Here is a 17,227-nt window from a genome sequence, read left to right on the forward strand (position 1 = left end):
TTGCAGCTACCACCTAATGTCGGCTGCCCCGTGGCAACCGATCTTGTGAGATTGACTTAAAAATCCAGAGGGTGGCCAAAGGCTCTTCGTGGGTTATTTTCTACCCACTTAGTTGCTTCAGCATCTGCCCGCACAATTTCATCATCAGTTAACCGAGACTTCAGTAGCTCAATACGCTCTTCCCGTCTTTTAATATCCATTTTCGCCATTTTTCCTGTTACCGGATAGTAGAGGTTAGAAATAGTATTAAACTTGTAAGCCAGATAGTCCGACTGCTCTGTACCTACCCCTTTTTCGTAAAATTCACTGGCTGCACTGGCTCCTCCAAGCTTGGCAGATTTCATAGCCCATTTGAATGCATCTTTATCCGTTATATTATCTTGATCCGTCCAATTAAAAAGGTAGATAAGCTTTGCGATTGCAGGAACATAACCACCGTTTGCAGCAACCTCCAAATCTTTAATAATATCTTTTTTAATCGCATCAGACTTTGCTCTTTTGAGTGCTACCGCTCTGACCATTGCAGGATAATAAAAACCAGAATTGATCGCATTTCTGGCTGCCTCCCTGTATTTATGGAGCCCATACAACGTCAAGCCATATGTTTTATCATAATAAGGCAAATAACCTAGTACTCCTCCCCCCTTAATGACTGAGTAGTACACTGCATCAGGTTTACCTTCTCCAGCCAACTCCCTCCAGCGAGCAATTGCTTTATCTTTCCACTGACTTTTATCTCCACAAGGCCAGCCGAAAAATGCACACTGGTTTGAGCTCCCACCCTGATCAGAAAGCCGCCACATAGCATAGGGGTTCCCACCTTCTGCAGACTTAAGAAGAAGTTCACCTGACTCCCTTCTATCATTCAGGCTATGCCCAAAAACCCCAACCAAAGACAGTGCCAGAAAATACTGGGCCTCTGCATTGCCTTGTTGAGAAAGGGGTCGCAGTAACTTTTGCGCCAGCTCAAAATCCCCTAAGTAATATCGCTGAGTAGCTTTATCCAAGGCCAATGCATCATTGGCTTGTAAAGAGGCTGATACCATTAGCCAAACAGCACCAAAAAGTATGTTTTTTAAACTTTTCATATTCACAGTTTTTTAGCTTCCTGGGGAATCCCCGCTATACGCATTCTTTCTTCAATTGATAACTCGGGTTCAATCGGACCCATATAGATTGCTTCTCTTATAATTTTGGCTGGAACAGCAGCATTAGAGCTTACCTTCTGCCATTCGTACCCCTGAAATAACTGATTAACAAATTTACCCAGATGGCTGTGATAGCCTCGTAATCTCTCTGTCAAAATAGTTCCGGGTTTAACAAGATCCCCCTCCATAAAGTCAAGCTCATTCAGGCTATAGAAGAACTGGTCAAGCTGCTTCCAACTTTGCAAATAAGCCTGTTTGGCATCAAATTTACTCTCAGGCTTTGTGCCACCAACCTGAGCTTGACGCGTTAACATCTCTTCATACTGGCGACAAGCTGCTTCATCTGACTCTTGGGTTGTCCACGCTAATAGCTGAAGGATCGCTGCACGCTGAGCAATATTGGCTGCATTGACCCTTGCGTTCTCTGTTTCCCAGTTCCAAGGCGCCGTTGAAACTTGAGACCACTCCTGCTTCTCCAACAACACCCCAAGCACCCGCCCCTTACTTTCCGGCAGCAGATTTCTAAACCATTTTTCCGGCTCATTTTCACTGTTGATATACTCGGCGACAGTGGGCGCATTTTCTTTTTTCAAGCTGGTTTCCAGCAGTTTTCTCAGCTCCTCCAAGGGCAACAGGATCAGCTGGGTCAGCTTCAGGCCAGTGACCAACCTGGCGGTGAGCAGGTCGTTAAGGGCAGCAAAGGCGTCCTGGTCCTCCGGGTAGCCGTTCTGGCGGCTGTTGATAAACAACACCCGTCGGAAACCGGTCTGGGCCACCATCTGCAGCAGCATGTCTACAAACTCTTCCACCACAAAGGGATCCACCTCAAACCCGAAGGTGCCTTTTACCCCAGGTCCCCAGACCACCCGGCCATTGACCTCACAGGCCAGCCGACCGTTGCGCAGGGAGACGCAAAAGCTGCCGCTGTAGCCCACGCCATAGGCCACGGCGCCGCCGATATTGCCCCGGGCCAGGGTTTTCCAGGGCACCGGGGTTTGCAGCACCGTACCACTGACCGGCAGTCGTCGCACATCATCCACCGGAGCCTCCCCCGGTTTCAGCCAGCGCAGCTCTCCCTGGAGCTGCCCCCCCACTTCCAGCCCGGCAAACAGCTCTACCTTGCCTTCAATACCCGGGCCTCTGGCCTCAGTAGTGGATTCCCCCGGCACCGAAGCGGTGGGCTTTGACAGCAGCGATTCATCGGCAAACCCGGTGTTGACCTGCGCTACACCACGCACCCCCAGCCCCTGCTGGTTTGCGGAGGAACCGGCCGCCGGTGCCAGACAGAGCTCCCGGGAGAGTTTGGCGCTGAACCCGGCAAAGCCATAGAACATCAGGCTGCCGTTCAGCTGCAGATAACCAGCGTCGTGTTTTACCGGCTCCTCCTGGCCCGCCAGCACATAAAAGAACTCCAGCTTGTGGCCCCGGGCCGACGGCCACTGGAAAGAACAGGCCATTTTTCCTTCCGCCAGGCTCAGAGCGGCACTGGTCTCCATTTGTCCCAGTCGCAGCTGTTCGGCGTTGCTGGCCTGATCAGCGTTCACCGAAGCTCCAGCGGTAAAGCGCATGTACTGGGCCTCCATGGAGGCGTTGTACACCGTGGTGTTATTGACTATGGCCTCAGGGTTGAGCACCGAGGCGTAATCAATTTTCCGGCCCCAGGTCTGATCCACCTTGCCCAGGTCGTGGCTGATTTTGACAGTGGCGGTGGCCCTGCCCGTCTGTTGCTGCAACTGGTTGACCATTTCCCCCAGAGCGGGCTTCCACTCCTCACCGGTGGGCCGTGCCCCCAGGGGACTGCCGTCTATGGTATAGGGCTTGAGCGCCCGAAGATGTTGCCGTGATTCCAGCTCAGAAGTGAGCCAGCTGTCCCGGATAAACCGGGGGCGGTCCGGCTCACTGGCCAGGAAGCACTCCACCATACGGGCTCCGGTGTCGTTCCAGCCCTGCTTCCGGCTGCTCATCAGGGGCGCCTGCAGCGGCTGGTAGGCCGACGCATCCCAGAGCAGGATAAACGACGCAGGTTCCTGATCAAACACCGGCAGCATCCGCAGCCCCTGGCGGGCAGAGGCTCGGTCCCGGGCCAGGGCTTGCAGCCGGTCCAGCCGGGCCTGGACAGCCATGGCCAGATCCAGGAGCTGGCTGAGTATTTCCTTCACGGAAGCCTCTCCGCCCAGCAGCTCTTTCAGCTCGGCAATTTTCCGGGGAATCAGGCGGTCAAGGTCGTTTTTCAGCCGTTCACAGGGCAGCAGTCCCAGGTTATGGCACAGGGAAGGGGAAATTTTCTCGAGTTCCTCCAGGGTCAGGTCTTTGCGATGCTCAAGACACTCGACGTCCGCCGTATAAAACAGCTCGTTATCGTCCAGGCATTGCTCCCTGGCCAGAAATCCGTTGAGGTTCAGCGCTGGCATCAGGTTGAGAAACCGAACCGCGAAGTCCAGCCCCCGGGGTCCAATCTCCCGGGCCACATGGGGGTCACCAGGGTGGTCCGCCCGTTTCTGCCAGTAGTCCAGCAATTGCTGCCAGTGGCTGACCTCCTGTTTCAGGGTCCGGATCACCTCACTCCGGGCGCCCCTTGCACTCACCAGCCAGTCGTTCACTTTGGCCTGCTCCGGGGTGTTGAAACCGTCAATAGACGGGTCCCAGGTAAAGCCTTTCTCCCAGGCCCTGTCCTCAATGACCTTGAACAGCCGGGAGTGCGTCGCCTCCTGCTCGGCCAGCAGCTCCCGGATCTGCTGCTCCCAGCTGTCCATAAACGCCTCGCTGCGGCCGTTATAGGTCATCACCCGGGACATGGTTTGCCAGGGTTCGTCCCGCTCCGGCTTTAATTCTTCCCGCCATTGGGCCTGACGCTTTGCCAGGGCCTTCTGGTCCGAAATGGGCAGGGTATTGGCCTGGTGTCGCCGGTAACGCTCCAGAAATCCCTGATAAATCGCTTTGCTGGCCACCGCCTCCTTGTAAGCCTTCACATCGTCGTCGTTTTCCAGGAAGACCTCCATCCCCGCCCCCTTAAAAGGCTCCAGCACACCCAGCTGGTTCAGGGCTTTCAGGGACGATGCCACCGCTTCCTCATGTTGCTCCGGGGTTTTGTCGCCGCCACTGGCCAGGGGCTCTATGGCCCGGTCCAGATTACCGGCTTCCTCCTGATAGGCGACCCGTGCCGTTTCTGTCAGCAGGAACCAGGCGGGCTTGCCGGTTTCCGGCAACCGGGGAAAGTAGGCCAGCTCCACAAACTCCGGCGGTGAACAGGCCTTATCGGTGACGCAGGAAGGGGGAGCAGGCAGGGACGTACCTCCGGCCTCTCCCAGCTCCAGGGCTTTGGGCAATACCAGGGGCTGGCCCACATAAATGCGGTCCGGGTCGGTAATTTCCTCCGGATTCAATTCCAGAATCACGTCAACGGTGGTGCCCAGTTTTTCAGCCAGCCTGCTCAGGCAGTCCCCCGGAGCCACGGTGTATTGCTCGGTACCACTCATGCGGGCGTCTCCTCAGCCAGTCGGTGTATTTGTTCTATGTCCTGTTCTTTCAGAAGCAGCCAGGGGCTGTTCCGGGACACCGGTTCTGCGGGGGTGTGGGACAGCCGCCACCAGTGCCAGGTTTCCGGATCATCCACGGGATCCTCCGGGAAGTGCCAGCCGATCTGGTGCACCGGCCCCAGCAACTGCTCCAGGGTATCCGGGTCCGCCCCGGGCACCCAGGCGCTGAGCAACCTTGGCGAGTAGAAGCGGAACAGTACCGGGGATGACCCGCGGTACACCCAGAGCAGACTGCGGATGTGAGCCACTACCTCCTCAAAGGCGGTGGATTCCGGCCAGGTGAGCAGACAACCGCTGGAGGCCCAGAGCCGGTTGTCCCGCCAGAGCTCCAGCAACGGCGAGGCCGGTTCAACGGCCACCAGCACCGGGCTCAGCTGTTTCAGGGACTGGTAGCGGGTGTGGTCGTAAAGCCGCTCCCACCGGGGATTCTCGTCAAGGCGGTAAAGGGTTTCCATCAGGTGATCCAGCCGGGCAGCATCAAGCAGCAGGGCGGCTTTTTCTTTACCGGGCCACTGGAGGTTGTAGTTTTCCGAGGGTTCCGGATGGTGAATCATGACGCCTCCTGGGCCTTGCAGGGACAATCCTCCAAAAGGCAGCTGTCGTCCGGCTGGCGCTGACAGTCGGCCAGCCAGGGGCTGTCCTGAAGAGCGGCGTTTTGAATAATCGGTGCCTGCATCGCCACGACTTCCTTAAGCACAGGGGAGACCACTCCCACTTCTGCCACCCGGGGTTCCGGCACCGCTCCGGTCCGGTCCTGATCCGCCTCCGCCGGGAGCATGGGCATCTGCGGTGCAGCTCCGGAACCGGAGCCCGGAGAGCCTCCGGAGTTCATCTTGATGCCCGCCCCCACCAGGCTGACACCGGAGGGATCAATTTTCACAAAGCTGCCCCCGGCGGCAACGGTGATCTCACTGCCCGCCTCGAGCACCACTTTTTTGCCCGCCTTGATGTGCACTTCCTGACCACTGTCACTGAGCAGAGCCGTACCGGACTGGAGATGGAGAGAGCCTTCAATGGTCAGGGACAGATCCCGGCCCACATACTGCCGTTGCTCACCCTCTGTCGTTTGATGCCGACTGGCACCCACCTGCTGGTATGCGTTAGCGGCAACCTGGGAGTGGCTGTTGCTGTCCACCTGCTGGCGCAGGTCGTTTTTGATCCGCAGGTCCATATCTTTCTGGGCGTGGATAAAGATCTGTTCCTGTTCCGCCCGGTCCTCAATACGGAGTTCGTTATACCCCTCCCCCCCGGGGCTACTGTTGCTTTTCAGTACCGTGCGGGTTTTGTGTTCCGGCAATTCGTAGGCCAGCCCGTTCTGGCTGTTGTAGCCACAGCCCACCACCATGGGCTGGTCCACATCGCCATTGATAAAGCTGACCAGCACTTCCATCCCCACCCGGGGCAGGGTAAAGCTGCCGTAACCATTGCCAGCCCAGTTCTGGGCAACCCGGACCCAGCAGCTGGTCTGACCATCAGCCAGGCCTTCCCGGTCCCAGTGGAACTGGATTTTGACCCGCCCATATTCATCGGTGTGGATTTCCTCCCCTTCCGGACCGGTCACCACGGCGCTCTGCAGACCGGTGATCACCGGTTTTGGCCATCGTGCCGGCCGCCAGAAAACATCCCAGGGGGTAGCGGTTAACTGGTTCCGATAGTCGCTGTGGCCATCCGCCACTTCTTCCAGCACCTGGGGCTGCTGGCCTTCGTGGGTAAGGGCAGTGGTCAGCCAGAGCTGGTTCCAGTCATGGCAGCTGTGCTCCACCAGTTGAAAATAATGTCCGGGGCAGAGCCGGGTAACCTGGCCGGTGCCCGAGGCTTGTCGGGTGTTAATGCGCTGCTGCTCCAACCGGAGACCCGCCTGCTGATTTCCATCGTCGTCTGTTTGCCCGCCATCGGCCTGAAAGGATCCCGGGAACTGGTAATCCACCAGAGCACTGTCGCCCTGGTGATCGAGGGGGATCGGTTTTCTGCTTTGCTGCAGCGGGCGGCTGGCACGGGTAAAGTTATAGTCCCTGAGACCCAGCTGGCCGATACCCACCTGGTGCCGGACCCCGAAGGACTGGATCGTATCCAACAGGGCATTCATGCCATTGCCACTGTGGTATACCGTCTGCTCCCCTTCCGATGGCGCCATAAAACCGTCCTGACCATCGGCCAGCACCAGAAGGTGTTTTTCCGGATCATGGCGGAAATGAAAATGAATGCCCTCCTCCGCCAGAATCCTCTGGATAAACACCAGCTCCGATTCGCCATACTGAACACAGTAATTCCGTGGGGTATAAGTGTTGTTCAGTTGCAGCTGGTAGCGGTCCGACAGTATGCCCGCTTCTTCCAGCAGCCGGCTGACAATCTCCGGCACGGACTGATTCTGAAAGACCCGGTGATTCCGTCGGTAATCCAGCAGCTTCAGAGAAGGCTCGATCACCAGGGTATAGCGGGTCAGGCGACGACCGGTGTCCTGCTGTTGAGCGGCGGTCACCTGGCCATGGACATAACGATCCCGCCCCTTGCCACACAGGGTAAGCAGAGCGGTCTGGTGCAACAGGGCGTTAAGGTCCAGGGCTGGATTTTCACAGACCACCTGCACCTGAAAGTAGTAACACTGGTGAATGGCTTCGGAGCCCCGGAACGATTCGACCTGGAGCAACTCATCCAGACCGGCGACCTGGATCAGAAAACGGGCTTGATTGGCAGCAGCTGTCATAAACGACTCTGGATGGATATTAAAACGGGCATTATCAACAATAAAAAACACCCCGATCACTGAGATATCTCAATAAACGGGGTAAAACTCTGACGATTCCGGCAGCTCGGGAGTGATACCGCCAGGGTTCGGTGACAAAGCCACCATTTCGCAGAGGTTGCGCCCGGAGGTCACAGAGAATTCCGGGAATTATTTGCAATACATGGAACGTGCCAATCTGAAGAAAGCCGCCATTTATAAGGGCTTCAGAAAAATCAGGCGTGATCAGAGAGTCATCAGGGCGTTAAAAATGTCAAAATCTCAAACAGAATGTCTGGAAATTTGACATTTTTCAGATAGTTGCTGTTTAAACCAGCAACCGTTCAGGAAAATAAACGCTGTCTTTTATTGATCCACTGGAAGCGGGCAGAAATAAGCAACCAAACCTTGATCAATATCAATTTTCAAAAAAGGGAAATACACAGAGGCGGGGGAATGAACGGCCGATTTGGCCAGAAACCACTCAATGTTGATTTTTCAACCGCTTCACTGTTTGAATTTTTGACACCTGAATGGCTTTCAAACAGTCGGAGCATACTCCCGGTGCTCTTACGGAAAGCCACCGGGGTATCGCGCTAACAAAACCGGATGCGAGGCCCTTCATCCGGAGAGATCAGTTCACCAAAAGCCTTCAGTTCCAATCCCTGTTCCCTGGCCGTCGCCAGAAACGCCTGCTCTGCTTCCGGGCGGACAGACACCAGCAGGCCGCCACTGGTCTGGGGATCCAGGAAAATCTGGATATCCCGCTTCGACATGACGTCCAGGTGCTGGCCATAGCTGTCGTAGTTCCGCTGACTGCCTCCAGGAGCACATCCCAGATCCAGGTAGTGCTCAACTCCATCCAGCAGAGGCACACGACCACGGTCTACCAAGGCGTGAACCTCGCTGCCCTCGCACATTTCCAGCAGGTGCCCCAGCAACCCGAAACCGGTCACGTCGGTCATGGCGGTCACGCCTTCAAGCCGGGCAAAAGCAGCACCCGGCCGGTTCAGCCGGCACATGGTGTCCGTCACCAGTTTTTGATGAGCCTCAGTGCAATGCCCTTTTTTAATCGCCGTAGTGAGCACCCCGATCCCCAGGGGTTTGGTCAGGAACAACCGGTCACCGGCACGGGCACCACTGTTCCTACGGACACGGTGGGTGGCCACCCGACCATTGACCGATAACCCGAAGATCGGCTCCGGAGCATCAATGCTGTGCCCCCCTGCCATGGGCATTCCCGCTTCCCGGCAGGCATCCTGTCCACCCCGCAACACCTCCCGTGCCACCTCAGGGGCCAGCAGGTTTACAGGCCACGCCAGTATCGCCAGAGCCATCATTGGCTCACCGCCCATGGCGTAGACGTCGCTGATGGCGTTGGCCGCAGCAATACGTCCAAAGTCGTAGGGATCATCGACAATGGGCATGAAAAAGTCTGTGGTGCTGATGATCGCCTCACCGTTACCCAAATCATAAACCGCAGCATCGTCTGCAGTGTCGTTGCCTACCAGCAACCCAGGGTGATCCTGATGATCGGATAACCCTGTCAGTATCGTACCCAGGACCCTGGGTGAAATTTTGCAGCCTCAGCCACCGCCGTGGGAGTAACGGGTCAGGCGGACCTGTTCGATGGTTTCATCCGGCCGATCCTGGCTCTGAGGACTGATGGCGTGTTTACCGCTCATAGTTTGCTCTTCCTCCTGAAGTACTGAGAATCGACTCCAGCCCCGTCAACAGCAGGTTGTAATCAATCAATTGAAAATCCTCAAGCGTCGCCGGAGTGTACTCCTTCTGGGAAGGATGTGCAGTCATGATTCGAAACCGGTCCAGGGCGGACTCGATAATCTCCAATGAACGCATATCCAGCTCATCATCCCCGTCCCGGATGGCCACTGACCGATAAGGACTCTCTCCAGGCTTTACGCTGCCCGCCAGAGGGTGGGTCAACAGGCTGGCACCGGAGTGAATTTTATCCCTTACCCGACAAAGTACCTGTTCATAGGTGTCGCAGGCCTCCCGCTCAAAAGCCTGGAGTTTTTCAGCCACCCTGGGGTTGTTGCTGATAATAATGACGTCTTTATTCATGTGTTCAATCTGACATTCAGTAGGGCGCTGTCCTGTACAGCGCCGGTATCCCAATCAATGGCATCAGGCAGCTATGGCCTCCGCTTCAGGCACTTTCAGGACAATCCGCTCATTGTCATCCCGCCGAACCCAGCCATCCAGCTCCATACGGTTCAGCAGGGGAATCATGTATTTCCGGCTCAGCCCGGTACGGTCTTTCATTTCAGGAATGCCAAGCCGGGCGCCAATCTCAGCCTCTTCAAGGATGTCCCTCACCAGGGCTTGGTAAAGCTCCGTCGTATAATAAAGCTTGCCTTCAAAGGCAGTGATAAAGCCCAATCGGACCAGATTCCTGAGGGCTTTCTGAGCTCCGGGTACTTTTGTTTTCCCCGCTTCAAAGCCTGCTTTTCCGGACTGGCGGATCAGCTCCAGCAGATCCCGGGCTTCACTGCCCAGATCATCCTCAGAGGCACCGCCGCCCATCATCCAGGCATTCTGGCTCATACGCACCCGGTTTTCCGCTTTCAACTCCTGAAGCAGAGGCTCAAGTATTTCCCCATGAACCGACAGCCGCGTGCTCATTTCGGCCAGGGTCATGGCCGAACTCTCCCCTTCCTGTTCCAGCAGTTCCAGAATGGTCTGATGAATCCCGTCATGAAAGGCTTTGGTGAGAATCCAGCCATCCATTGTGTGATAGTCGTTGCTCCAGGTTTCTTCCTTCAATCCCTGAATGGATGCATAGCCGTACAGATCCAGATTCAGGCGCATCCGGGTCTGGGGTTCAAGAGTTTCCGGCAGAGTATCCAGCAGAGCATGAAGCCGCTTGCGCAAATGCGGGGCAATATCACCCGCCCAGACCACCTGCCCACTGTGGATCAACTCACTGCCCCCATGGCGGATCATGGCCAGGGACTGCCCCCAGAAAAACGGAGCAGGGGATTCCAGCTTCAGCCGCGCCAGTCTTGTCCCCCGGATATTAACCAGCCGTGCCAGGCCATGCCAGGTGCCAATGGCCACTTCCACCTCTCGGTTCTTCCGGGGTTCCCCCACCGCTTCAGGTGGCAAATCTAGCCGGACAAACAGCTGGTCGACGACATCACAGCGGGCACCGGAGGATGTCAGGCAGTGCCCCCGTTCCAGCTCCTTACGACTGACGCCTTTGAGCCCGACCGCCACCCTGGACACGGGCTGGGCCTCGTTCAGGTTCTGGTGGTAAGACTGGAGCGTACGAACCTGGACGTCTTTTCCCGCAGGATGCAGAGTCAGCCGGTCTCCCACTTTCAGGCTGCCGTCCGCCAGGGAGCCCGTCACCACAGTTCCAATACCATTGACGGTAAATACCCGGTCAATATAAAGGTGGCTGCCAAAACCCAGGAGTTTTCGCTCAAAGCCTTTCAGCTGGTTGCTGATCATCGTGCGCAAGGCATCAATGTTTTTCCCGGTCAGGGCCGAAACACAGATGGATTCCGGAACCTCTCCGGTAATCTCCATGCAGTTTTCCAGGGCCTCCTCTTCCACCAGCGCCAGGGTTTCGTCATCCACCGTATCGCATTTGTTGATGCAGACAATCAGGTTACGGATGCCCATGGCATGGGCCACCTTCAGATGGTCGGTGGACATGGGCATCCAGCCCTCGTCGGCGGCTATGACCAGCAGCACCAGGTCCAGGCTCCACACCCCGGCCACCATATTGCGGATGAAACGCTCATGGCCGGGTACATCAATCACCCCGATGGTGTTGCCATTGGCGTCATCAAAATGGGCAAAGCCCAGATCAAGGGTCATGCCACAGGCCTGCTCATGGGCCCGGGCGGTGGTGATGCCCGTCAAAGCCTTGATCAGGGCAGTTTTACCATGGTCCACATGACCTGCCGTGCCAATAATGGAATGGGTCGTTGTGACATTATCAATCATCGGGTTTCCACTCATCATTGCTGCACCTGCCCCGAAGCCTGAGTTTCCAGCGGTGCCGGGGGCATAACCGGGAACTCCCGGCTGTTGTTTTCTGTTGTGTACGGAACGGACTCTCCCTGGTCAGGCTTCTGGAACCAGGTCTGGAGCTGCTGCAGAAGCCGGTCTTCGTCCCGGGGTAAAACCGAAGCCATGTTCAGCTGGACTTTCTGGTTCCGGATAATTCCAATCACCGGCAGTGGCCAGCCTCTCATCTCTGCCAGTACCTGGTCAGCGGGTTGATCGGTATTCAGCTCCAGGGACCAGGAGGGGAAAAATTCATCGGGGAGGTTTCCCCCACCCACCACCATCTGGGACTGAACCAGACGCACATGGTCACCCAGTTCATGGGCCAGCCTGCGGGCACGGGCTTCAATAGCGTCCAGGTGTCCGGCGGCCTGTTCCGCAATCCCCTGACCTTCAGGAACCCGGTTCAACTTTCGCACCAGCAGCTCTTCCAGCAGGGAATAAACAATACGACTGGGGCGGAAAGCCCGCATAAGGGGATTTTTTTCCAGGGTTTTCACCAGGTCACGGCGACCACAAACAATCCCCGCCTGGGGACCACCCAGAATCTTGTCTCCGGAAAAGCAGACCAGGTCAGCCCCTGCTTTTATATAGGAAGCCACCGGAGTCTCTTCCGCAGCAAACCGTTCGGTGGTCAGCCCTGAGCCCTGATCCACCGCCAGCACCACATGGTCTGGCAGCTGCCGGGCCACAGCCCGGATATCCGGGGACTCGGTAAACCCTCGAATGGCGAAGTTGGAGCAATGAACCATCAACACCATGGCGGTATTTTCCGTGATGGCCTCAATATAATCGTCCGCTGTCGTGATATTGGTGGTACCCACTTCCACCAGCTTTGCACCGGAGAGCGCCAGAATATCTGGGATCCGGAAACCACCACCGATCTGGATCTGCTCACCCCGGGAGACAATCACCTCTTTCCCCCGGGCCAGTTCATTAAGCATCAGGTAAATAGAAGAGGCATTGTTGTTGACCACCAGGGCATCTTCCGCTCCGGTCAATTTGGCCAGTAAAGGGTTCACCAGCCCTTTTCTCTGCCCCCGGCGACCATCGGACAACTTGATTTCCAGGTTGCACTGCCCGGTGTTGACCGCACTGACCGCCTCCCAGATAGCCGGATCAATGGGGGAACGCCCAAGGTTGGTGTGAACCACAGTCCCCGTGGCATTAATGACTTGCTGATGCCGCTGCTGTAACAGGAACTGGCAACGGCTCCGGATTTCCTGATCAATGGTCTGGTGAATCGAGGCCCGGTGCTGCTCCGGTGACTGGTCACTGACTTTAAGCAGGCCACTGCGACGAACGGCAGCCAGAGCTTCACGCACGACATCGGTGACCAGAGGCCGACTGAGTTGTTGGATATAGGGGATCAGTTCAGCTTTCTGAAGCAGCTGTTCAACCTGGGGCAGGCGGACGATTCCTTTCGGGCTTGCACTCATGGCAGTTAACCCCGCTTGTTCTGTGAAAACGCCGCCAGTGTGAAATGATTGCCATTGCCATGATTCGGTTTAAGGCGGCATGTCCGGCCCACGGCAGCTCAGGCGTAAGGAAAAGAAAAGATTGGCGGAAGAGGCAGGAATCGAACCTGCCAAAGCCTTCTCGGCTTACATCGGTTTTGAAGACCGAGGGGGCCACCAGACCCCATCTGCTTCCGAAGAACGTGATCGATTATTACTGTCACCCAGCCGCCTGCCTATAACGGTTTGCCGAAATAAGCGGAGAAAACTGGTAAATATTGCGTCAGGTCAAAAAACGAACGCGCTTTCTCTGTCGTATAAATTCAGACCGATTGTGGCAGCGCCTTTCTGGCATAGTCCGTCACATGCCTGGACAGCTGTTTCATCCTTGAGGTTTCCAGCACCCAGTGATGCCAGTAAAGTGAGCGGGTGTCCTGAAGATCTGGCAGGAGGTTAATCAGCTCCCCCTTTTCCAGCTCTTGCTGAATCTGCAACTGGGCAATCATGCAATAAGCAACCCCTGCCCTGGCCATGGACACAAAGGCCTCCGATGAAGGTACGGTATGACTGATGGCAACCTCTGGCAGATCAAAATGTTTCTGCAGGAAGTCATGGTGCCTGTCCCCCATGGGATCATAAGCAATGGTCGGGGCCCGGGACAGGGCCTCCCGGTTCACACCATCAGGGAAATACCGGCGGGCAAAAGAAGGGCTGCAAACACACAAATAGCGGACATCTCCAAGATAATCAGACTGGCAGCCTGGCAAGGGCTGAGGATTCAGGCTGATGGCAGCGGCGGCCTCCCCCCGGCGCATCCGGTCCAGGGAACGGGTTTCATCGTCTACCAGCAGGCTGAGTTGAATCTGTTCATCCTTCAGCAGGGGCTCCAGGGCTGGCAGCAGCCAGGTAGCAACGGAGTCCGCATTAACGGCCAGGGTCACCGGGGCGGCCTGAACGTTCCGGTAGCCAACACTGTCCAGAAGGTCCTGTTCCAGCTGCATCACTCTCTGGTAGTGCCCCAGCAGTTGCTGACCCGCACTGGTGATCCCCGGAGGCTGGGTACGAACCAGCAGAGGCTGCGCCAGCATCTGCTCAAGCTGCTTGATGCGCTGGGATACCGCAGACTGGGTAATACACAGCTTGTCGGCAGCCCGCTCAAAACTGCCCTGGCTCACCACCGCAGCCAGGGCTTCCACCCATTTGTAGTCCAGTCGCTTCACAATTTCCCCTTAATCTCTGCCTGAATCAGTCTTCAACCTGTATTAATAAGTTTTACTTATAGTTTATTAATTTTATTAGATTTACTGAATTATAAATGAATTTATACTGTATTCCAGTTTTTCTTCCCCACTCCTACTCAGGGGGTGACCGGAGATGAAAAACCTTCTCAAAATGCGTGCCCGTTATTCGGGCTACCAGCGTTTTGTAAACCGAACCTGAAGTGGAAAACAAAACGGCACTCCCCCTTTGCAGGGAGAGCATCGCTGTGCGCCCATTCAACTTTCAGGACAATTGAACTTTAACAGCGACCAGGTCTCTTTTTAATAAAGAAGAGGCCTCACCCGGAACAGAATGGCAAAAAGAGCATCATCGGGAGGCTGTTTTATAGCTAAGAGTTGAGTTTAAGATGTACTTGCTCCCATTTATTCAAGGCCTGGGCATTGGCCTGGGAATGATTATTCCCATTGGTGCCCAGAATGCCTATTTAATCAACCAGGGCATGCGTCGTCATTTTCATTTGCTGGCGGCTATTTCCTGCCTGGTTTGCGATGTTCTGTTAATCAGCCTTGGTATTTTCGGGGCCGGTGAATTGCTGGCCCAGAATGACCAGGCGCTTCTGGCCATTACCCTGGCTGGCATCGCCTTTCTGACTTTTTACGGCCTTGGTTCATTTAAACGGGTGGTCTCTTCCCAGACAGCATCACCGTCGGATATGAGCAGTAAAAACACCGGAAGACTGGGGCGTGGGAAACGCGGTGTATTACTGGGAGCCCTGGCGGTAACCCTGCTGAATCCCCACGCCTACCTGGATACCATGGTGATTCTTGGCAGCATTGGCAGCCAGATGGATGAAGAATTAAGACTGGCCTTTGCCTTTGGTACATTTACCGCCTCAACCCTGTGGTTCTTTTCATTGTCCACTGCGGCTGCCAAGCTCTCTCCCTGGCTGTCGAAGCCAAAGGTCCAGAGAACCATTGACGCTATCGTCACCCTGGTGATGTGGGGCATTGCCGCCTCTCTGGCCATCAACCTGGTCAGCTGAGTTCTGGGGGAAGTTTTGCCAAAAACAATGCAGCTGATTTCATGCAACGAAGCGAGCTGCATTTTCAAAACCTACAGCCCCGTGCATTCACTGATCGTTTTTTGATTCAAGACAATAAAAAAAGCCTGAAAGGGCTTTACCATTCCAACTCTCTGATCACAGTCACTTAATGAGAGCAACCATGAGCTTCATTAATCGCGGTCCCAGTGGTTTTTCCTGAGCCGGTTTACCTGCCAAGGCGGTCGCCTTTCTCTGCCGTTTCTGCCGAAGCCTTCTCTGCAGACCAATAGCGACCTGTTCAACCTCCCGTTCAAATACTCCTGTTCACTGCACATCTCATAGCAAAGTGCCTGTACCCTGTGCTGTATTGAAAGCCCCCTGTTTTATTGCTTCCCTGATAGCCCGTTACTGCTTTCACAGTTACCTCCTTGATAAAATTGTTCTGCAATCAAAAGCATACCGTCCTTCCCCGGTTCGTTACCGATCAAAAAGTATTATTTATATTCTGACCTGGTGGATTGGTGCCCCCATAGGCCATTAATCATTAAACGACACCCTTAAAACGCTTACAGATACTCCTTACGCATTTTTTTAGTTGCCAGGAGCACGGCGTACTATTGCCCTGAAAAAAGGTTTGACGCCATTGACACCGTTTCTGGCTGAATTTAATCGATTCACAGACCAAAACGATGAGAGGTCATTTATGAAACTGGAAATAGGTCATTTCCATGTTCAGGATGTCACTTTTGGTGACCGTACAGCATTTGCCGACGGTACGCTGACCATTAACAAAAGTGAAGCCCTGGCCGTTGTCCGCGAAGACGAGCACATCACGGAAGCGGATATCGTTATTGCCCGCCCGGGAGAAGAAAAGCGGATCGTTCCGGTCAAGGAAGCGGTTGAACCCCGCTGCCGGATTGACAGCAAACACGATCACTACTTCCCTGGAGTCACCGGTTCAGACCTGTACCCCGTGGGTGAAGGTCGTGTTCATGCCCTGAAGGGGTGCAGTGTCCTGGCGGTGGGGCAGCACTGGGGCAGCTTTGGCGACGGCCTGATTGATATGACTGGGGAAGGCGCCAACTACAGCTACTTCTCCTCTCTGGTGAATATCTGCCTGGTGGCGGATACCGACGAAGCGTTCGAACGCCATGAACAGCAGAAGAAGAACCACGCACTGCGCTGGGCTGCCCACCGTCTGGCAGAATATCTGGGTAAAGCCGTTCATGATCATGAACCCCAGACACTGGAAAGCTTCGAACTGCCCCCGGTCACCCAGAGGGGCGAAGCCGTCAACAAACTGCCTTCTGTTGTCTATGTCATCCAGACCATGACCCAGATGGAAGAAGAAGGCTACAACGACCTCGCCTATGGCTGGGATCTGAACAAGTCAATCCCCACCTTTATGCACCCCAATGAAGTTCTGGACGGCTCACTGATCGGCGGCTCCTTTATGCCCTGCTCTTCCAAGTGGTCCACTTATGACTACCAGAACTGCCCCACTATTCAGTCCCTGTATCGTGAGCATGGCAAGACCCTGAACTTCCTGGGTGTCATTACCTCCAACCTCAATGTCTCCCTGGAACAGAAAGAGCGTTCCGCTCTTTATGTGGCCCAGATCGCCCGTTCACTGGGTGCTGACGGAGCTCTGCTGGCCGAACAGGGCTATGGCAACCCCGACGCGGACTTCACCGCCTGTTATGTGGCCCTGGAAAATGCCGGAGTGAAAACCGTTGGTATCACCAATGAGTGCACCGGCCGGGACGGTCGCTCGCAGCCCCTGGTGTCCATGGATGAGAAAACCGATGCCATCGTCTCCTGCGGCAACGTCTCTGAACTGATAGATCTGCCCCCAATGAAAGAAGTGATCGGTGAACTGGCAGCATTGGGCCGCGACGGCATGTCCGGAGGCTGGGACGGCGATGAGAAGCTGGGTCCCTCTGTTCGCGAAGACGGCTCCATCATCATGGAAAACAATGCCATGTTCTGTGGTGACCAGGTGATTGGCTGGGCCCGCAAGACCGTTAGAGAATTTTAGGATCCTGTCACGTTTTTTTTGA

At 55.5% G+C, this 17,227-nt stretch carries 11 protein-coding genes and 1 tRNA gene; 2 read left to right on the plus strand and 10 right to left on the minus strand.

Going from position 1 to position 17,227, the window contains the following annotated elements; translation table 11 throughout:
* Positions 1-56: 56 nt before the first annotated feature.
* The 10 genes from ACNRUY_RS01395 to ACNRUY_RS01440 form a co-directional block, all read right to left on the minus strand.
* Entirely contained in the window at positions 57-1,094 is a 1,038-nt protein-coding gene (locus tag ACNRUY_RS01395; RefSeq protein ID WP_488109844.1) for a hypothetical protein, read from the minus strand.
* Positions 1,091-4,624 (minus strand): LysM peptidoglycan-binding domain-containing protein, encoded by a 3,534-nt coding sequence (locus ACNRUY_RS01400; RefSeq protein ID WP_488109845.1) that lies wholly within the window; start codon positions 4,622-4,624, stop codon positions 1,091-1,093. Before ACNRUY_RS01400 ends, ACNRUY_RS01395 begins: the two co-directional genes overlap by 4 nt.
* On the minus strand, positions 4,621-5,238 hold the full coding sequence (locus tag ACNRUY_RS01405) for a DUF4123 domain-containing protein (protein ID WP_488109846.1): 618 nt from the start codon (positions 5,236-5,238) through the stop codon (positions 4,621-4,623). The genes ACNRUY_RS01400 and ACNRUY_RS01405 overlap by 4 nt, the downstream gene beginning before the upstream one ends.
* Positions 5,235-7,388 (minus strand): type VI secretion system Vgr family protein, encoded by a 2,154-nt coding sequence (locus ACNRUY_RS01410; protein WP_488109847.1) that lies wholly within the window; start codon positions 7,386-7,388, stop codon positions 5,235-5,237. Before ACNRUY_RS01410 ends, ACNRUY_RS01405 begins: the two co-directional genes overlap by 4 nt.
* Before the next feature lie 614 nt (positions 7,389-8,002).
* The gene (gene selD, locus ACNRUY_RS01415; protein WP_488109848.1) at positions 8,003-9,091 is read right to left on the minus strand and encodes a selenide, water dikinase SelD; all 1,089 of its coding nucleotides are present in this window, start codon (positions 9,089-9,091) and stop codon (positions 8,003-8,005) included.
* The gene (locus ACNRUY_RS01420; protein WP_488109849.1) at positions 9,081-9,491 is read right to left on the minus strand and encodes a GrdX family protein; all 411 of its coding nucleotides are present in this window, start codon (positions 9,489-9,491) and stop codon (positions 9,081-9,083) included. The genes selD and ACNRUY_RS01420 overlap by 11 nt, the downstream gene beginning before the upstream one ends.
* A 63-nt stretch (positions 9,492-9,554) precedes the next feature.
* Positions 9,555-11,402, minus strand: a complete 1,848-nt coding sequence (gene selB / locus ACNRUY_RS01425; protein ID WP_488109850.1) for a selenocysteine-specific translation elongation factor — start codon at positions 11,400-11,402, stop codon at positions 9,555-9,557.
* A complete protein-coding gene (gene selA / locus ACNRUY_RS01430; protein WP_488109851.1) occupies positions 11,399-12,886 on the minus strand; it encodes an L-seryl-tRNA(Sec) selenium transferase in 1,488 nt (495 codons plus the stop codon). Before selA ends, selB begins: the two co-directional genes overlap by 4 nt.
* Positions 12,887-13,008: 122 nt before the next feature.
* Positions 13,009-13,100 (minus strand) — tRNA-Sec (locus ACNRUY_RS01435).
* A gap of 127 nt (positions 13,101-13,227) precedes the next feature.
* Entirely contained in the window at positions 13,228-14,124 is an 897-nt protein-coding gene (locus ACNRUY_RS01440) for a LysR family transcriptional regulator ArgP (protein ID WP_488109852.1), read from the minus strand.
* Between the two features lie 407 nt (positions 14,125-14,531).
* Between ACNRUY_RS01440 and ACNRUY_RS01445 the strand changes: the two genes are divergently transcribed.
* Both ACNRUY_RS01445 and ACNRUY_RS01450 read left to right on the plus strand, forming a co-directional pair.
* The gene (locus ACNRUY_RS01445) at positions 14,532-15,167 is read left to right on the plus strand and encodes a LysE/ArgO family amino acid transporter (protein ID WP_488109853.1); all 636 of its coding nucleotides are present in this window, start codon (positions 14,532-14,534) and stop codon (positions 15,165-15,167) included.
* Between the two features lie 703 nt (positions 15,168-15,870).
* Complete coding sequence (locus tag ACNRUY_RS01450; RefSeq protein WP_488109854.1) at positions 15,871-17,205, plus strand: glycine/sarcosine/betaine reductase component B subunit; 1,335 nt, start codon at positions 15,871-15,873, stop codon at positions 17,203-17,205.
* The last annotated feature ends 22 nt before the right edge of the window (positions 17,206-17,227 follow it).

Source organism: Endozoicomonas sp. Z74 (genome assembly GCF_057680865.1).